Annotated in this window: 10 protein-coding genes and 1 pseudogene; 4 read left to right on the top strand and 7 right to left on the bottom strand. The window is 73.5% G+C overall.

Going from position 1 to position 14815, the window contains the following annotated elements:
- Nucleotides 1–52 precede the first annotated feature (52 nt).
- The 7 genes and pseudogenes from ABEB00_RS22945 to ABEB00_RS22915 form a co-directional block, all read right to left on the bottom strand.
- Nucleotides 53–3993: pseudogene (locus ABEB00_RS22945) on the bottom strand (bifunctional nitrate reductase/sulfite reductase flavoprotein subunit alpha).
- A gap of 185 nt (nt 3994–4178) precedes the next feature.
- Nucleotides 4179–5840 (bottom strand): dipeptide ABC transporter ATP-binding protein, encoded by a 1662-nt coding sequence (locus ABEB00_RS22940; protein WP_345621944.1) that lies wholly within the window; start codon nt 5838–5840, stop codon nt 4179–4181.
- Nucleotides 5837–6853 (bottom strand): ABC transporter permease, encoded by a 1017-nt coding sequence (locus ABEB00_RS22935; protein ID WP_345621943.1) that lies wholly within the window; start codon nt 6851–6853, stop codon nt 5837–5839. The genes ABEB00_RS22940 and ABEB00_RS22935 overlap by 4 nt, the downstream gene beginning before the upstream one ends.
- Nucleotides 6850–7848 (bottom strand): ABC transporter permease, encoded by a 999-nt coding sequence (locus ABEB00_RS22930; RefSeq protein ID WP_345621941.1) that lies wholly within the window; start codon nt 7846–7848, stop codon nt 6850–6852. Before ABEB00_RS22930 ends, ABEB00_RS22935 begins: the two co-directional genes overlap by 4 nt.
- A 4-nt stretch (nt 7849–7852) precedes the next feature.
- Nucleotides 7853–9574, bottom strand: coding sequence for an ABC transporter substrate-binding protein (locus tag ABEB00_RS22925; protein WP_345621940.1), 1722 nt, complete (start codon nt 9572–9574; stop codon nt 7853–7855).
- Between the two features lie 235 nt (nt 9575–9809).
- Complete coding sequence (locus tag ABEB00_RS22920) at nt 9810–9902, bottom strand: Ms4533A family Cys-rich leader peptide (RefSeq protein WP_345621939.1); 93 nt, start codon at nt 9900–9902, stop codon at nt 9810–9812.
- 38 nt (nt 9903–9940) lie between these two features.
- The gene (locus tag ABEB00_RS22915) at nt 9941–10588 is read right to left on the bottom strand and encodes a TetR/AcrR family transcriptional regulator (RefSeq protein ID WP_345621938.1); all 648 of its coding nucleotides are present in this window, start codon (nt 10586–10588) and stop codon (nt 9941–9943) included.
- Between the two features lie 288 nt (nt 10589–10876).
- Here ABEB00_RS22915 and ABEB00_RS22910 point away from each other — a divergent pair, with 288 nt between their 5' ends.
- The 4 genes from ABEB00_RS22910 to ABEB00_RS22895 form a co-directional block, all read left to right on the top strand.
- The gene (locus ABEB00_RS22910) at nt 10877–12091 is read left to right on the top strand and encodes a CaiB/BaiF CoA transferase family protein (RefSeq protein ID WP_425586554.1); all 1215 of its coding nucleotides are present in this window, start codon (nt 10877–10879) and stop codon (nt 12089–12091) included.
- Nucleotides 12091–13116, top strand: a complete 1026-nt coding sequence (locus ABEB00_RS22905; RefSeq protein ID WP_345621936.1) for an LLM class F420-dependent oxidoreductase — start codon at nt 12091–12093, stop codon at nt 13114–13116. The genes ABEB00_RS22910 and ABEB00_RS22905 overlap by 1 nt, the downstream gene beginning before the upstream one ends.
- 38 nt (nt 13117–13154) lie before the next feature.
- The gene (locus ABEB00_RS22900) at nt 13155–14297 is read left to right on the top strand and encodes an acyl-CoA dehydrogenase family protein (protein ID WP_345621935.1); all 1143 of its coding nucleotides are present in this window, start codon (nt 13155–13157) and stop codon (nt 14295–14297) included.
- Nucleotides 14298–14339: 42 nt separating this feature from the next.
- A partial coding sequence (locus ABEB00_RS22895) for a thiolase family protein (protein ID WP_345621934.1) occupies nt 14340–14815 on the top strand: 476 nt, incomplete at its 3' end.

The raw sequence follows: 14815 nt of genomic DNA, 5'->3' as shown, positions 1-14815 counted from the left end.
ACTGACGCCCCCGTTCACCGCGGTTGTCGGTGGGCCAAGGCTAGCGTGACGGTCAGTAGACGTCGCGCACGTACCGCTTGTCCGCGGCCAGCCGCCGTACCCAGAGCGCGGCCTCGTCGGCGTCCATGCCGCCGTGGGCGGCGGCGACGTCCCGCAGCGCCCGGTCGACGTCCTCGGCCATGCGCCCGGCGTCACCGCAGACGTAGAAGTGCGCCCCGTCGCGCAGCCACTGCCACAGCCGGGAGCCGTTCTCCCGCATCCGGTCCTGGACGTAGACCTTGTCGCGCCGGTCGCGGGAGAAGGCGGTGTCGAGGCGGTCGAGGTGCCCGGAGGCCAGGTACGCCTCCAGCTCCTCGCGGTGGTAGAAGTCGGTGGCCCGGCGCTGCTCGCCGAAGAACAGCCAGTCGGGGCCGGTGTGGCCGCGCGCCAGACGGTCCTCCAGGAACCCGACGAACGGCGCCACGCCGGTCCCCGGACCGACCATGATCATGGGGGTGGCGGGGTCGGCCGGCGGACGGAAGTGCGGGGAGCGCCGTACGAAGACCTGGACCGGGCCGTCGTCCGCGCAGTCGGCGAGGTAGGTCGAGCAGACGCCCTTGCGGTCCCGGCCCAGGTCGTTGGTCCAGCGGACGACGGAGACGGTGAGGCGGACCTCGCCGGGGTGCGCGAGCGGGCTGGAGGAGATGGAGTACAGCCGGGGCTGGAGGCGCCTGAGGACCCCGGTCCACTCGGCGGCACCGGCGCGGACGGGGAACTCGGCGACCAGGTCGGCGGCCTGGCGGCCCCAGCTCCAGCGGGCCAGTTCGTCCTTGTTGTCGGGGCGCAGCAGCCGCCTCAGGTCGTGGCTGCCGGTGTGTTCGGCGAGGAACCTGAGCAGGTCCGTGCTGATGCGGGTGATGTCCAGGCGGGTGCGGAGTGCCTCGCCCAGCGGGAGGGGCGACCCGTCGCCCGCGTCGACGGGCTCGTGCGGGTCCAGGCCGGTGCGGGCGAGCCATTCGGCGACCAGGGCGGTGCCGTTGGCGGGCCACACCCCGAGGGCGTCGCCGGCTTCGTAGGCGAGTTCGCCGTCGCGGGTGTCCAGGGCGAACTGGCGTACCTCCTTGGCCGAACCGGGCAGGCTCAGCAGCCGGTTGCCGACCAGCAGCGTCGCGAACGGCGAGGACTTGGTGGGGGCCGGGGCCGGGGACGGCGCCGCGGTGGTGGGGCGGGCCGCCGGCGCCGGGCTCGGGGCGGGGACGCCGGTGAGGGCGGTGACCACCCGGTCCATCCAGCCGGCCGCGCTCTCCTCGAAGTCGGGTTCGCAGTCGGTGCGGGGCACGAGCCGGGTGGCGCCGAGCGCCTCGAAGCGCGCGTCGAGGCGGCGGCCGTGTCCGCAGAAGTCGTCGTAGGCGGAGTCGCCGAAGGCGAGGACGGCGTACCGCACCCCGTCGAGCCGGGCGGTGGCCGGGGCGGACAGCGCCGCCCAGAAGCCGGCGCCGTTGTCCGGCGCGTCGCCGTCGCCGAAGGTGCTGGTGATGACGAGGACGTCGGTGCCTTCGGTGCCGTCGGTGAGGTCGGCGACGGCCGCGTCCGTCATGGGCAGCAGGCGCGGGGTGTGGCCGTGTGCGGCGAGGCGGGCGGCGGCGCCGGTCGCGAACTCCTCGGCGGTGCCGGTCTGCGAGGCCCACAGGACGACCAGCCGGCGGGCCGGTACGTCGCTCCGCGCGCTCGGCGTGGCCGGCGTGTCCGGCGCGGGAGCCGGCCCACCGGCGGTGCGGGAGAACCGGCCCGCGAGGGCGCCGTTGACCCACAGCGCCCGGCCGGGACCGGCGCGGCGGTCCGGGTGAGCGTGACGGCGCAGACCTTGAACTCGGGCTGGAAGGAGACCGGGTCGACCGCGTCGTTGGTCACCGCGTTGACGCCGAGGTACTCGCCGAACAGGTCGTTCCAGTGGAACGGGGCGAAGCAGGTGCCCGGCAGGACCCGGTCGGTGACCCTGGCCGGCAGCACGGCGCGGCCGCGCCGGGAGGCGACCTCCAGGTGGTCGCCCTCGCCGACGCCGAGCGCGGTGGCGTCCTCGGGGTGGACCTCGACGAACGGGCCGGGGTCGAGCCGGTTCAGCTTGGCCACCTTCCCGGTCTTCGTCATCGTGTGCCACTGGTGCGGAAGGCGGCCGGTGTTGAGGACGAACGGATAGTCGTCGTCGGGGAGTTCGGCGGGCGGCAGGTGCGGGCGGGCGAAGAACCGGGCGCGTCCGCTCGGGGTGGGGAAGACCAGCCGGGGCCGGGAGCCGTCCGGGCGTTCCAGGAGGGTCTGGCTGACTCCGTCGTTGAGGTAGCGGACCGGGTTGCGGTCGGGGCCGTCGGCGGTGGGCGCCGGCCACTGCACGGGCCGGTCGCGCAGCCGGCCGTAGTCGACCCCGCGCAGGTCCCAGCCGGTCGCCGGGTTCCACGCCTGCTTGAGTTCGTCGAACACCTCCTCGGCCGAGGTGTACGTGAACGCCTCGGCGAACCCCATCTCGCAGGCCACCCGGGCGATCAGCCGCCAGTCGGGCAGCGCCTGCCCCGGCGGGTCCACGACGCCCTGCACGAGGGTGAGGTCGCGCTCCGAGTTGACCATGACGCCGTCCGCCTCGGCCCACAGCGTCGCGGGCAGCACGACATCGGCGTAGGCGTTGGTCTCGGTACGGGCGAAGACGTCCTGGGTGACGACGAGTTCGGCGGCCTCCAGGCCGGCGATGACGGTCCTGCGGTTGGCGACCGAGGCGACCGGGTTGGTGCAGATGATCCAGCACGCCTTGATCTCACCGGCGGCCATCCGCTCGAACATGTCGACCGTGCCGCGTCCCACCTCGGTGCGCAGCGAGCCCTCGGGGATGCCCCACAGCCTCTCGACGTAGGCGCGTTCGGCGTCGACCAGGACCGAGCGCTGCCCGGGCAGGCCGGGGCCCAGGTAGCCCATCTCACGGCCGCCCATGGCGTTGGGCTGCCCGGTCAGCGACAGGGGCCCCGAACCGGGCCGGCACAGGGCGCCCGTGGCGAGGTGCAGATTGACCAGCGCGTTGGTGTTCCAGGTGCCGTGCGTGGACTGGTTCAGGCCCATGGTCCAGCAGCTCGTCCACTCGCCGGCCTCGCCGATCCAGCGCGCGGCCTGCCGGATGCCGCTCTCGGGGAGGCCGGTGAGCCCCGCGACCCGCTCGGGCGGGTACTGCGCCAGGAAGGCGGGCAGCTCCGCCCAGCCCTCGGTGAACTCGGCGATGAACTCCTCGTCCGTGTGGCCGCCCGCCACCAGCAGGTGCAGCAGCCCGTTGAGCAGTGCCAGGTCCGTGCCGGGCCTGATCTGGAGGAAGAGGTCGGCCTTGTCGGCGGTGGCGGTGCGGCGCGGGTCGACGACGATCAGCTTCGCCCCGGCCTTCACGCGGTCCATCATGCGCAGGAACAGGACCGGGTGGCAGTCCGCCATGTTCGAGCCGATCACCAGGAACACATCGGCCCGGTCGAGATCCTCGTACGACCCCGGCGGCCCGTCCGCGCCCAGCGACAGCTTGTAGCCGGACCCCGCGGAGGCCATGCACAGGCGCGAGTTCGACTCGATCCCGTTCGTGCGGACGAACCCTTTGGCCAGCTTGTTGGCCAGGTACTGCGCCTCCAGGGACATCTGTCCGGAGACGTAGAAGGACAGGGCGTCCGGGCCGTGCGCGTCCAGGATCGCCCGGAGCCGGCCGGCGACCTCGGTCACGGCCGCGTCCACGTCCCGCTCCGACGGCTCGGCGCCGCGCCCGGCCCGCACCAGCGCCGTCGCCAGCCGGCCGGGCGCGGCCATCATGTCCGCGCTCGTCGCCCCCTTGGTGCACAGGCGTCCCGCGTTGGCGGGATGGGCCCGGTCACCGGTGGCCCGCACCGCGCGGCGCCGGCCGTCGGCGGGGTCCCGCACCACGTCGAGGACGATGCCGCAGCCGACCCCGCAGTACGAGCAGACGGTACGGACACCGCCGTCCTTCGAGCCAGCCGCCACCGAACCTCCGCCTCGCGGTGCGTGCACCTTTCCGGCCCGCCGGGCCCACGCGTGGCCCGGCAGATCCTCCTGACCAGCACCGTAGAAAGATCGAATTACCGGCCCGTCACGCTCCGGGTGCACCGGGCATTACGCCGTCCGCACATCCGGGGACCGCGCCGTGTGAGCACGGGGCGGCGACCGCCTCACCTCGCGGCCGGCCTCCGGCGCTCCGTGCGGCGCAGTGCCGCGAGGCCCGGGTCGAGGGCCGGTACGGCGGCCAGGAGCTGCCTGGTGTACGGGTCCCGGGGCGACTCGTAGACCTCGTCGGCGGGGCCGTGCTCCACCACCCGGCCGTGCCGCATCACCGCCAGCCGGTCGCTGACCTGGCGTACGACGGCCAGGTCGTGGGCGATGAACACCAGGGCCAGCCCGAGTTCCCGGCGCAGTTCGTCCAGCAGGGCGACGACCTGCGCCTGCGTGGTCACGTCGAGCGCGGAGACCGGCTCGTCGCAGACCAGGACCCGGGGGTCGGCGGCCAGCGCGCGGGCGATGCCGACGCGCTGCCGCTGGCCGCCGCTGAACTCGTGCGGGTAGCGGTCGCGGGCGGCCGGGTCGAGCCCCACCCGCTCCAGCAGTTCCGCCACCCGGGCCGCCACGGCCGGGCCGCGCTCGCCGCGGGCGCGCAGCGGGTCGGCGACGGACTCGCCCACCGCGCGACGGGGGTTGAGGGAGGAGACGGGGTCCTGGAAGACCATCTGGACGTCCGGCCGTACCCCGCTCACCGCGGCGCCGTCCCGGCGGACCTGGCCGGAGGTCGGTTCGAGGAGCCCCACCAGCATCCGGCCGAGCGTCGTCTTGCCGCTGCCGCTCTCGCCCACGACGCCCAGTGCCTCGCCGCGCCGGACCTCCAGCGACACCCCGTCGACCGCGGCGACCGCCCGCGCCCCGCGCCCGAACACCCGCCGCAGGGCGACGGCTTCCAGCACGACCGCGCCGCGGCCGGCCGGCCGGTCCGCCTCGCCGGTCTCCGGTACGGCCGCCCGGCCGGCGGCCCGCGCCCGCACCGCCTCCGGCGTGGCGCGCTGCCGCGGCACGTCGAGCCGGGGGACCGCCTTGAGGAGCCGCCGGGTGTACTCCTGGGCCGGGGAGCCCAGCACGGCGGCGGCCGGGCCGTGTTCGACCGTGCGGCCGCGGCGCATCACGAGGACCTCGTCCACGCTCTCCGCCGCCACCCCGACGTCGTGCGTGACGAGCAGCAGCCCCATCCCCGTCTCCGCCCGCAGCGCGTGCAGCAGGTCGAGGATCTGGGCCTGCACGGTCACGTCGAGAGCCGTGGTGGGCTCGTCCGCGACGAGCAGGTCCGGTTCGCAGGCCAGCGCCATGGCGATCAGGGCCCGCTGGCGCATGCCGCCGCTGAACTCGTGCGGGCGGGACCGGGAGCGCCGTACCGCGTCGGGGATGCCGACCCGGTCCAGTACCTCCACGGCCCGCGCGCGGGCCGCCCGCCGGGACGCCTTGTGGTGCACCCGGTACACCTCGGCGATCTGGTCGCCGACGGCGAAGTACGGGTCGAGGGAGGAGAGCGGGTCCTGGAAGACCATCGCCGCCCGGCCGCCCCGCAGCCGCCGCAGCTCCGCGTCGGACGCCTCCCGCACCTCGGTCCCCGCCACCCGCACGGAGCCCCCGACGACCGCCCCGGTGCCCCGGTGCAGACCCAGCAGCGCGGACGCCACCGTGGACTTGCCCGAGCCGGACTCGCCGACCAGCCCCAGCGCGGCGCCCTTCTCCAGGGTGAAGGAGAGCCCGTCGACGGCGCGCACCCCGCCGAACGCGACGGTCAGCGCGTCGACCTCCACGAGACTCACGAGAGCACCACCCGTCGGTCGGCCACCGCGAACAGCACGTCCGCGACGGCATTGGCCACTACCACGAAGAAGCCGATGACGAGGATCATGCCCACGACCACCGGCAGGTCGACGACGTCCACCGCGTGCACCAGCTCGCGCCCGATCCCGGGCAGTCCGAACATCGTCTCCACCAGCAGCGCGCCGCCCATCGCCGCCCCGAAGTCGTTGGCGGCCAGCGCGACGATCGGCGCGAGGGCCCCGCGCAGCGCGTGCCGCCCGACGATCGACGCCTCGCTCACCCCGTACGCGCGGAACGTGCGCACATGGTCCTCGGTGAGCGTCTCCAGCATCGAGGCGCGGGTCAGCCGGGCGTATCGGGCCGCCTCCACCAGGGCGAAGGCCAGCCAGGGCAGCAGCAGGTTCCAGGCCCACTGCTCGGGGTCCTCGCCGAACGGCACGTACTGCGGGAACGGCAGCCACTGCAACTGCCCGCAGACCACGATCATCAGCACCAGGCCGATGACGAAGACGGGCGTGGCCGTCCCCGCGAGGGTGAGGCCGGTCAGCAGCCGCTCGCTGATCCGGCCGCGCCGCCACGCGGAGAGCACCCCGGTGCCGACGCCGATGAGCAGCCAGAGCGCCATCGCGCCGACGACCAGCGAGAAGGAGACCGGGAGCTTGGCCGAGATGAGCTGGGTGACCTGCTGGTCGCTCTGGTACGACAGCCCGAGGCACGGCGCGTCGCAGTGCCGTACCGCGGTTCCCGTGGAGAAGTCCTGCCCGGCGAGGATGCCCTGGAGGAAGTGCCAGTAGCGCAGGTAGAGCGGGTCGTCCAGGCGCAGTTGCCCGGCCACCTGCCGTACCTGCTCGGGGGAGCAGCGCGGGCCGCAGGTGATCTGCGCGACGTCGCCGGGAGCGGCGTAGAACACCACGTAGATGAGCACGGAGATGGCGAGCAGGGTGACGACGGCGCCGACCACCCGGCGTACGGCGAACCCGGGGAGGCCGCCCAGGCCCCTGATGCCGCTCATGCCTTCGCCTCCCGCTTGCGTCCGGTGCCGACGCGCAGCCGCGAGCCCGCGCGCGGGTCGAGCGCCGTGCGCACCCCGTCGCCGAGGACGGTCAGCGCCAGCACGGTCACGAACAGCGCGCCGGCCGGCAGCAGCAGGTACTGCGGCGCGGCCTGGTACCAGACGTCGGCCTGGGTCAGCATCTGCCCCCACGACGGTGTCGGCGGCTTCACCCCGACGCCGAGGAAGCTCAGCGCCGCCTCGGTGGAGATGTTCACCGGCACCAGCAGGGCGGCGTAGGTGAGCACGGGCGCGGCCAGCGCGGGCAGCAGCTCGCGGCGGGCCACGTGCCAGGGCCCCCAGCCGGCCAGTCGCGCCGCGGCGACGTGGTCGAGTTCCTTGAGGGTCAGCGTGTGCGCCCGCACGATCTTGGCGATCGAACCCCAGGCCACCAGGCCGATGATGGCCGCGACCAGGACCGGCCGGGGGAAGCCGTCGGGCACGATGGCGAGCAGCGCCAGCGCCATGATCATCAGGGGCATCGCGATGATGATGTCGGTCACCCGGTCCAGGAGCTGGTCGATCCAGCGGCCGCCCAGGGCCGCGCCGATGCCGACGGCGATCCCGAGGAGGACCTGGATCAGCGTCGCCGCCAGCGCCACCCCCAGGGAGACCCGGGCGCCGTACACGAGCCGTGCGAACAGGTCGCGGCCGGTCTGCGGCTCCACGCCGAGCCAGTGGTCGGCGCTCACCCCGCCGAACGCGCCGACGGGCACGCCGCCGCTCGCCGAGTCGACGAGGCCGGGATGGTAGTCGGTCGGGTTCTGTCCCTCGACCGCGGTGAGCAGGGGCGCGGCGAGCGCCACCAGGACGAGCAGCGCGACGACGGACGCCGCGACGAGGGCGGCGCGCCGCGCACGCAGCCGCCGCCAGAACTGACGGGCTCCCGAGGCGGGGGCGAGCACCGAACCGGTGTCCGCCTCCGCCGCCTCGGAGGCCACGAGGGCCTCACTCATGGAGTCACTTCACCGAGACCTGGGAGATGTCCAGCACACCGGTCCAGTCGCTGATCACGATGTTCTTGACGTCCTTGCCGTACAGCCGCTTGTAGACGGGGTGGAACAGCGGCACGGTCAGCGCCCGCTCGCCGATCTTCTTGTCCAGGGCGCCCCAGCGGGCGGCGGCCGCGTCGAGGTCGGTGAGCTTGTTGATGGCGTCGATCTCGTCGTTGACGGCCTTGTCGTCGAGGAAGCCGGTGTTGAAGTTGGCGCCGTCCTCGACGATCTGCCGGCCGTCGAAGATCGGGGCGAGGAACGGGCCGCCGGACGGCCAGTCGGCACCCCAGTGGGCGAGGAAGAAGCCGGGCTCGCTCTGCGCGTCGTGGATGGTGTCCGAGTAGTCGTTGTCCTCAAGGCCCTTGAGCTTCACCGTGATGCCGGCCTTCTTCAGGGCGTCCTGGAGGGCGGTCGCGATCTCCGGGCCGGTCTCGAAGTCGGTGGCGTTGGAGTGGGTGAGCGTGACCGTGAGGCCCTTGGCGTAGCCGGCCTCCTTCAGCACTTCCCTCGCCTTCGCCGGATCACCGGAGTCACCGGCCGGGAAGTGGTCGTAGGGCGTGTACCCGAAGGACTTCTGGTCGGGCAGGTACGTCGTGGCCGGCTCGGCCAGCGAGGAACCGCCCGCCGCGTTCACCACGGAGCTGCGGTCGACGGCGTAGGAGATCGCCTGGCGCACCTTCGGGTCGTCGAACGGCTTGACCTTCGGGTTGAAGGCGATGTAGTTGGTGTAGCCGAAGTGGCCGGTGCCGACGCGGGCGGCCAGTTCCTTGTCGCCGGTGACCTTGGCGAGTTCGGCCGGGCCGAGGTTGGTGTCGGTGGTGACGGCCGCCGCGTCCGCGCCCTGGGAGGCGGACAGCCGCTGGTTGATGACGGAGGAGTCCAGGCCGGAGCGGACGTCGATCCGGTCCGGGTACGCCTTGCGCTCCTCGTCGGTCCCGGCCGACCAGTGCTCGTTGCGCTCCAGGATCAGCCGCTCGCCGTCGTTCTGGTTCTCCACCACCTTGTACGGCCCGGAGGAGAGGGGGTGCTCCTCGTACTTGGTGCCGGTGTCGGCGGACTTCGGCACCGGCGTGAACTGGGTCTGGGTGGCCAGGTAGGGGAACTCGCCCTCGGGCTTGTTCAGGTGGAAGACGACCGTGCGCTCGTCCGGCGTCTCGATCGAGTCGAGCCCCTTGCCCTTGTCCTTGTACGGCCCCTGGTAGTCGGCGCCCCCGATCAGCCAGTCCCGCAGGTAGGGCGCCCCGCCGGAGAGTTCGGCGGCGAAGGACCGCTCGATGCCGTACTTGATGTCGGCCGAGGTGATCGTCTTGCCGTCCTCGTACTTCAGCCCCTTCTTGAGGGTGTACGTCCACACGGTGGCGTCCTTGTTCGGACGGCCGGTGTCGGTGGCGAGGTCCGGCACGACCTCGGCGCCCTTCTCGCCGTCCTCGCGGTTGCGAGTGGTCAGGGTGCGGAAGACGAGCGAGGGGACGTTGCCGCCGCCGGAGGTGTACTGCCGGGCGGGGTCGAAGTCCTGCTGGGGGTCGGAGTTCAGGACGGTGAGGGTGCCGCCCTGGCGGGGCTTGCCGCCCTCGCCGCCGGACTTGGCATCGTTGTCCTCCGGCCCGCAGGCGGAGGCACCCGCCGCCACGATCAGGCTGACGGTCAACGCGGCGGTGCGGCGCGTTCTGCGGGACGATTGACGCATCGGAAGGACGACCTCTCGGGTGAGCCGGGCCGGGTCTCGGCACGGCGGTGGCACGGGGCGGTGGTTGCCGGAGGGTTCGCCGTGGCGCGCGGGAGGCGACCGTCGGACACCGACCGCCCTGCATCCCGGTCCGGGGATCACCCGGGACGGCGGGACCGCACGCGGCGAGCGGCAGGTCCTGCGGGAAAAGGGCCGAAGAGGTCGGGCAACGCGACGTACGCGCCGAAGGCGGACGTCAGCGACAGAGGATGTCGGCCACGCAGAGCGGGGTCACGCCGATCAGCGCCAGCTCGATGGCGGCGCGTGCGGTGGCGCGGACAGATGACATGCGCAGAAATATGAACGAACTCGCGGGCGATGTCAAAGTCAGGGGCGGGCGGGTCCGGGGCCGGCCGGGCCGCCCACCGTCCCCAGGCTCAGCAGGACGTGCCGCCGGGCGACCTCCTCCGCGCTGAGGGGCCCCTCCGCGCGGTACCAGTTGGCCACGCCCTGGCACATGATCAGTACCGCGCGGACCGCGTCGGCGGGGATCGGCGTGGTGAAGACACCGCGGGCGGCCCCGGACTCGACCGTGTCCAGGAGCATGTGTTCCAGGTAGTCCCGCAGGGCCACGTAGCGGGCGCGGTTGCCCGGTTCGAGGCTGCGGATCTCGGTGTCCAGGAAGGCCAGCCCCTTGCGGTGGGCCATGTAGAGCACGATGGACTCCACCATGGCGCAGAACCGGGGGAGCGGGTCGTCCCCGGCCTCGGCGGCGGCGGCCCGGCAGCGGTCCAGGACGTCCTTGATGGACGTCTCCAGCAGGGTCGCCAGCAGCGCCTGCTTGTTCTCGTAGTGGTAGTAGAGCGCGGGGACGGTGACCCCCACCCGGCCCGCGATGTCCCGTACCGAAGTGCCGTGGTAGCCCTGCTCGTTGAACGCCGCCATGGCGTGCGCCAGGATCGGGTGCAGGTCGAGCGGCCCGTACGCGCGCCAGTGCGGTGCGGCAGCGGTCTCCTGGTGTGACTGCGTGCTCAAGCGGTGCTCCTCCGGTGCGTCGCGGACAACGGGCATCGTACGTCCGCCCCCGCCGCCCGCCCTCTCGATCCTGTTTATCGTTCGCTCAGTATGGTCCGAGATCGCGCGTGTCCGGGCAAGAGGGCATGCGGGCAAGTGGTCCGGTGAGCGACCACCTTCGCGGGTCAACAAGTGTTTCGGTACGACCGGTTGACCGGGTCTCGCTCCGCCCCTACCTTCTTAGCGAGCGCTAAGTAAGGCACTCTCCGATCGACCGCCGCCCCCCGCGGGAAAGGACCGATGGACCTGATGAGTCCCCCGAGTGGACCGCTGGCCGATGTGCGGGTGGTGGAGCTGGCCGGGATCGGACCCGGCCCCTTCGCCACGATGCTCCTGGGCGACCTGGGCGCCGACGTCGTCCGCGTGGACCGGCCCGGCACCCCGGCCCTGGGGATCGACCCGGCCAACGACGTCACGGGCCGCAACAAGCGCTCGGTCCTGGTCGACCTCAAGTCGCCGGACGGGCCGGCCGCCGTGCGCGCGCTCGCCGCGCGGGCCGACATCCTGATCGAGGGCTACCGGCCCGGCGTCGCCGAACGGCTCGGGGTCGGCCCCGACGCCTGCCTGGCCGCCAACCCCGCGCTGGTCTACGGGCGGATGACCGGCTGGGGGCAGGACGGGCCGCTGGCGTCCCGCGCCGGACACGACATCGGGTACATCGCGACCGCGGGCGTGCTCGGCATGATCGGCCCGGCCGACGGACCGCCCGCCGTCCCCGTCAACCTGCTCGGCGACTACGCGGGCGGCTCCCTCTACCTCGTCGCCGGTGTGCTCGCCGCGCTGCTGAACGCCCGGGCCACCGGCGAGGGACAGGTGGTGGACGCCGCGATCGTGGACGGCGCCGCCCACCTGACCGCCGTCATGCGGGGCATGCTCTCCGCCGGGACCTGGCAGGACGCCCGGGGCCGCAACCTCCTCGACGGCGGCTGCCCCTACTACGCCGTCTACCGGACCGCCGACGGCGGCTGGATGGCGGTCGGGGCGCTGGAGCCGCAGTTCTACGCCGAGTTCGTGACGCTCCTCGGCCTGGACGGCGCCACCCTGCCCGACCGCGGCGACCCGAGCCGGTGGCCGGAGCTGCGGGCCTTGTTCGCCGAGCGGTTCGCGAGCGCCGGGCGCGCCCGGTGGACGGCCGTCTTCGAGGGCACCGACGCCTGCGTCGCCCCCGTGCTCGACCTCGGCGAGGCCACCCGGCACCCGCACCTGGCCCACCGCGCCACCTTCACCGAGGCGCACGGGATCGTCCAGCCGTCGGTGGCCCCCCGCTTCTCGGCGACCCCCGGCGCGCTGCGGCTGCCGCCCGCGCTCCCCGGCCGGCACCAGGACGAGGTGGCCCGCGACTGGCTGGTCGACGCGCTCACCCCGGCGCCCGCCCGCGCGCCCGCGCCCACCCCCGCTCCCGCCACCGCGTCCCCCACCGCTCCCGCCCCGGCCGCAGGCGCCTTCGTCGAAGAGGGACACTGATGGAACTCTCCACGCCCCTGGAGTACGCGGCCGACCCGCGCGCCGCCGCCGACCGGGCCGCCGCGCTGGAGGCCGCCGGACTCGACGCGGTCTGGGTGGCCGAGGCGTACGGCTTCGACTCCCCGACGATCATGGGCTATCTGGCCGCCCGCACCGCCCGCACGCGCATCGGCTCGGCCATCCTCAACGTCTACTCCCGCACCCCCGCGCTGCTCGCCCAGACCGCCGCCGGACTGGACGCGCTCACCGGCGGCCGGGCGATGCTCGGCATCGGCGCCTCCGGCCCCCAGGTCGTGGAGGGCTGGCACGGCCGCCGCTACGACAAGCCCCTCGGCCGCACCCGCGAGACGATCACGCTGGCCCGCCGCATCTGGCGGCGCGAGGTGATCGAGCACCACGGCATCACCGACATGCCGCTCCCCGCCGACAAGGGCGGCACCCTCGGCAAGCCGCTCAAACTGCTCACCCGCCCGGTGCGCGAGTCGATCCCGGTGTACGTCGCCGCGCTCGGCCCCGCCAATGTCCGGATGACCGCCGAACTCGCCGACGGCTGGCTGCCGTTCCTCTACGTCCCCGAGCACGCGGACAAGATCTGGGGCGGCCCCCTCGCCGAGGGCGCCGCCCGCCGCGATCCCGCCCTCGGGCCGCTCTCCGTCGTCGCCGGCGGGCCGCTGGCCGTCGGCGACGACGCCGAGGCCGTACGCGACACGATGCGCCCGCTCGTCGCCCTCTACGTCGGCGGCATGGGCGCGCCCGGCCGCAACTTCTACCACGACCTGGTCGCCTCCTACGGCTACGAGGCGCAGGCCGCCGCGATCCAGGAGCACTACCTGGCCGGCCGCAGACGCGAGGCGGAGTCCGCCGTCCCCGCCGAACTGTGCGAACTGCTGTGCCTCGCCGGGCCCGAGGCGTATGTCCGGGAGCGCGTCGAGGCGTTCCGGGAGGCGGGCGTGACCATGCTCAACGTCACCCCCGTCGGCCCCGACCCGGCCCGGCTCGTCGAGCGGGTCAAGAACTGGCTGTGAGCCATCACCCGGAAAGCGGACACCGACGCGGAGGCACCATGGAACGGGACATCTACACGGCGGAGCACGACGCGTTCCGCGACACCGTGCGCACCTTCCTCGCCAAGGAGGTGCTGCCGCACCACGAACGCTGGGAGCGGGAGGGCATCGTCAGCCGCGAGGTCTGGCGCGCGGCCGGCCGCCAGGGACTGCTCGGGCTCGCCGTCCCCGAGGAGTACGGCGGCGGGGGCACCGGCGACTTCCGCTACAGCGCCGTGCTCATCGAGGAGTTCGCCCGCGCCGGGGCCTCGGGCCTGGCGCTGAGCCTGCACAACGACATCGTCGGCCCCTATCTGACCCGGCTCGCCACCGAGGAGCAGAAGCGGCGCTGGCTGCCCGGCCACACCTCCGGTGAGCTGATCACCGCCATCGCCATGACCGAACCCGGCGCGGGCTCCGACCTCCAGGCCATCCGCACCACCGCCACCGACCGGGGCGACCACTACCGCCTCGACGGGACGAAGACCTTCATCTCCAACGGCATCCTGGCCGACCTGGTCGTCGTGGTGGCCCGCACCACCCCCGAGGGCGGCAGCGGCGGGCAGAGCCTGCTCGTCGTGGAGCGCGGCATGGCGGGCTTCGAGCGGGGCCGCAACCTCGACAAGATCGGCCAGAAGGCCCAGGACACCGCCGAGTTGTTCTTCGACGGCGTGCGGGTGCCCAAGGAGAACCTGCTGGGCGAGGAGAACCAGGCGTTCTCCTACCTGATGGGCAACCTCGCCCAGGAGCGGCTGGCCATCGCCCTGGGCGCGGCGGCGGCGGCCGAACACGTCCTGGAGCTGACCGTGGAGTACGTCAAGCAGCGGGAGGCGTTCGGGCGCCCGCTCGCCCGGCTCCAGCACATCCGCTTCGAGGCCGCCGAGATGGCCACCGAGACCGCGGTCACCCGCAGCTTCCTCGACCGCTGCGTCACCGAGCACAGCGCGGGCCGGCTGGACGCCGTCCACGCCTCGATGGCCAAGTGGTGGGCGACCGAGCTGCAGAAGCGCGTGGTGGACCGCTGCCTCCAACTCCACGGGGGCTACGGCTACATGACCGAGTACCCGGTCGCCAAGGCGTTCCTGGACGGCCGTATCCAGACCATCTACGGCGGCACCACGGAGATCATGAAAGAGATCATCGGCCGCTCCCTGCTGGGTTGAGCGCCCCGTTTCGTCCTCCCTCCCTCTCACCGGAAGGTTCCCGTGACCTCTGAGGCATACCTCTACGACGCGATCCGCACCCCGCGCGGACGCGGCAAGGCCAACGGCGCCCTGCACGGCACCAAACCCGTCGACCTGGTCGTCGGGCTCATCCACGAGATCCGCGCCCGCTTCCCCGGCCTCGACCCGGCCGCCGTCGACGACATCGTCCTCGGCGTGGTGAGCCCGGTCGGCGACCAGGGCTCCGACATCGCCCGGACCGCCGCGATGGCCGCGGGCCTGCCGGACACGGTGGCGGGCGTGCAGGAGAACCGCTTCTGCGCCTCGGGCCTGGAAGCCGTCAACATGGCTGCCGCCAAGGTCCGTTCGGGGTGGGAGGACCTCGTGCTCGCGGGCGGGGTGGAGTCCATGTCCCGGGTGCCGATGGGCAGCGACGGCGGCGCCTGGGCGACGGACCCGCTGACCAATCACGCCACCGGCTTCGTGCCGCAGGGCATCGGCGCGGACCTGATCGCCAC

The sequence above is a fragment of the Streptomyces ziwulingensis genome, from assembly GCF_039542605.1.
Taxonomy (GTDB): domain Bacteria; phylum Actinomycetota; class Actinomycetes; order Streptomycetales; family Streptomycetaceae; genus Streptomyces; species Streptomyces ziwulingensis.
Note: the sequence above shows the minus strand (reverse complement) of the source record. Positions and strands in the feature narration are given on the sequence as shown.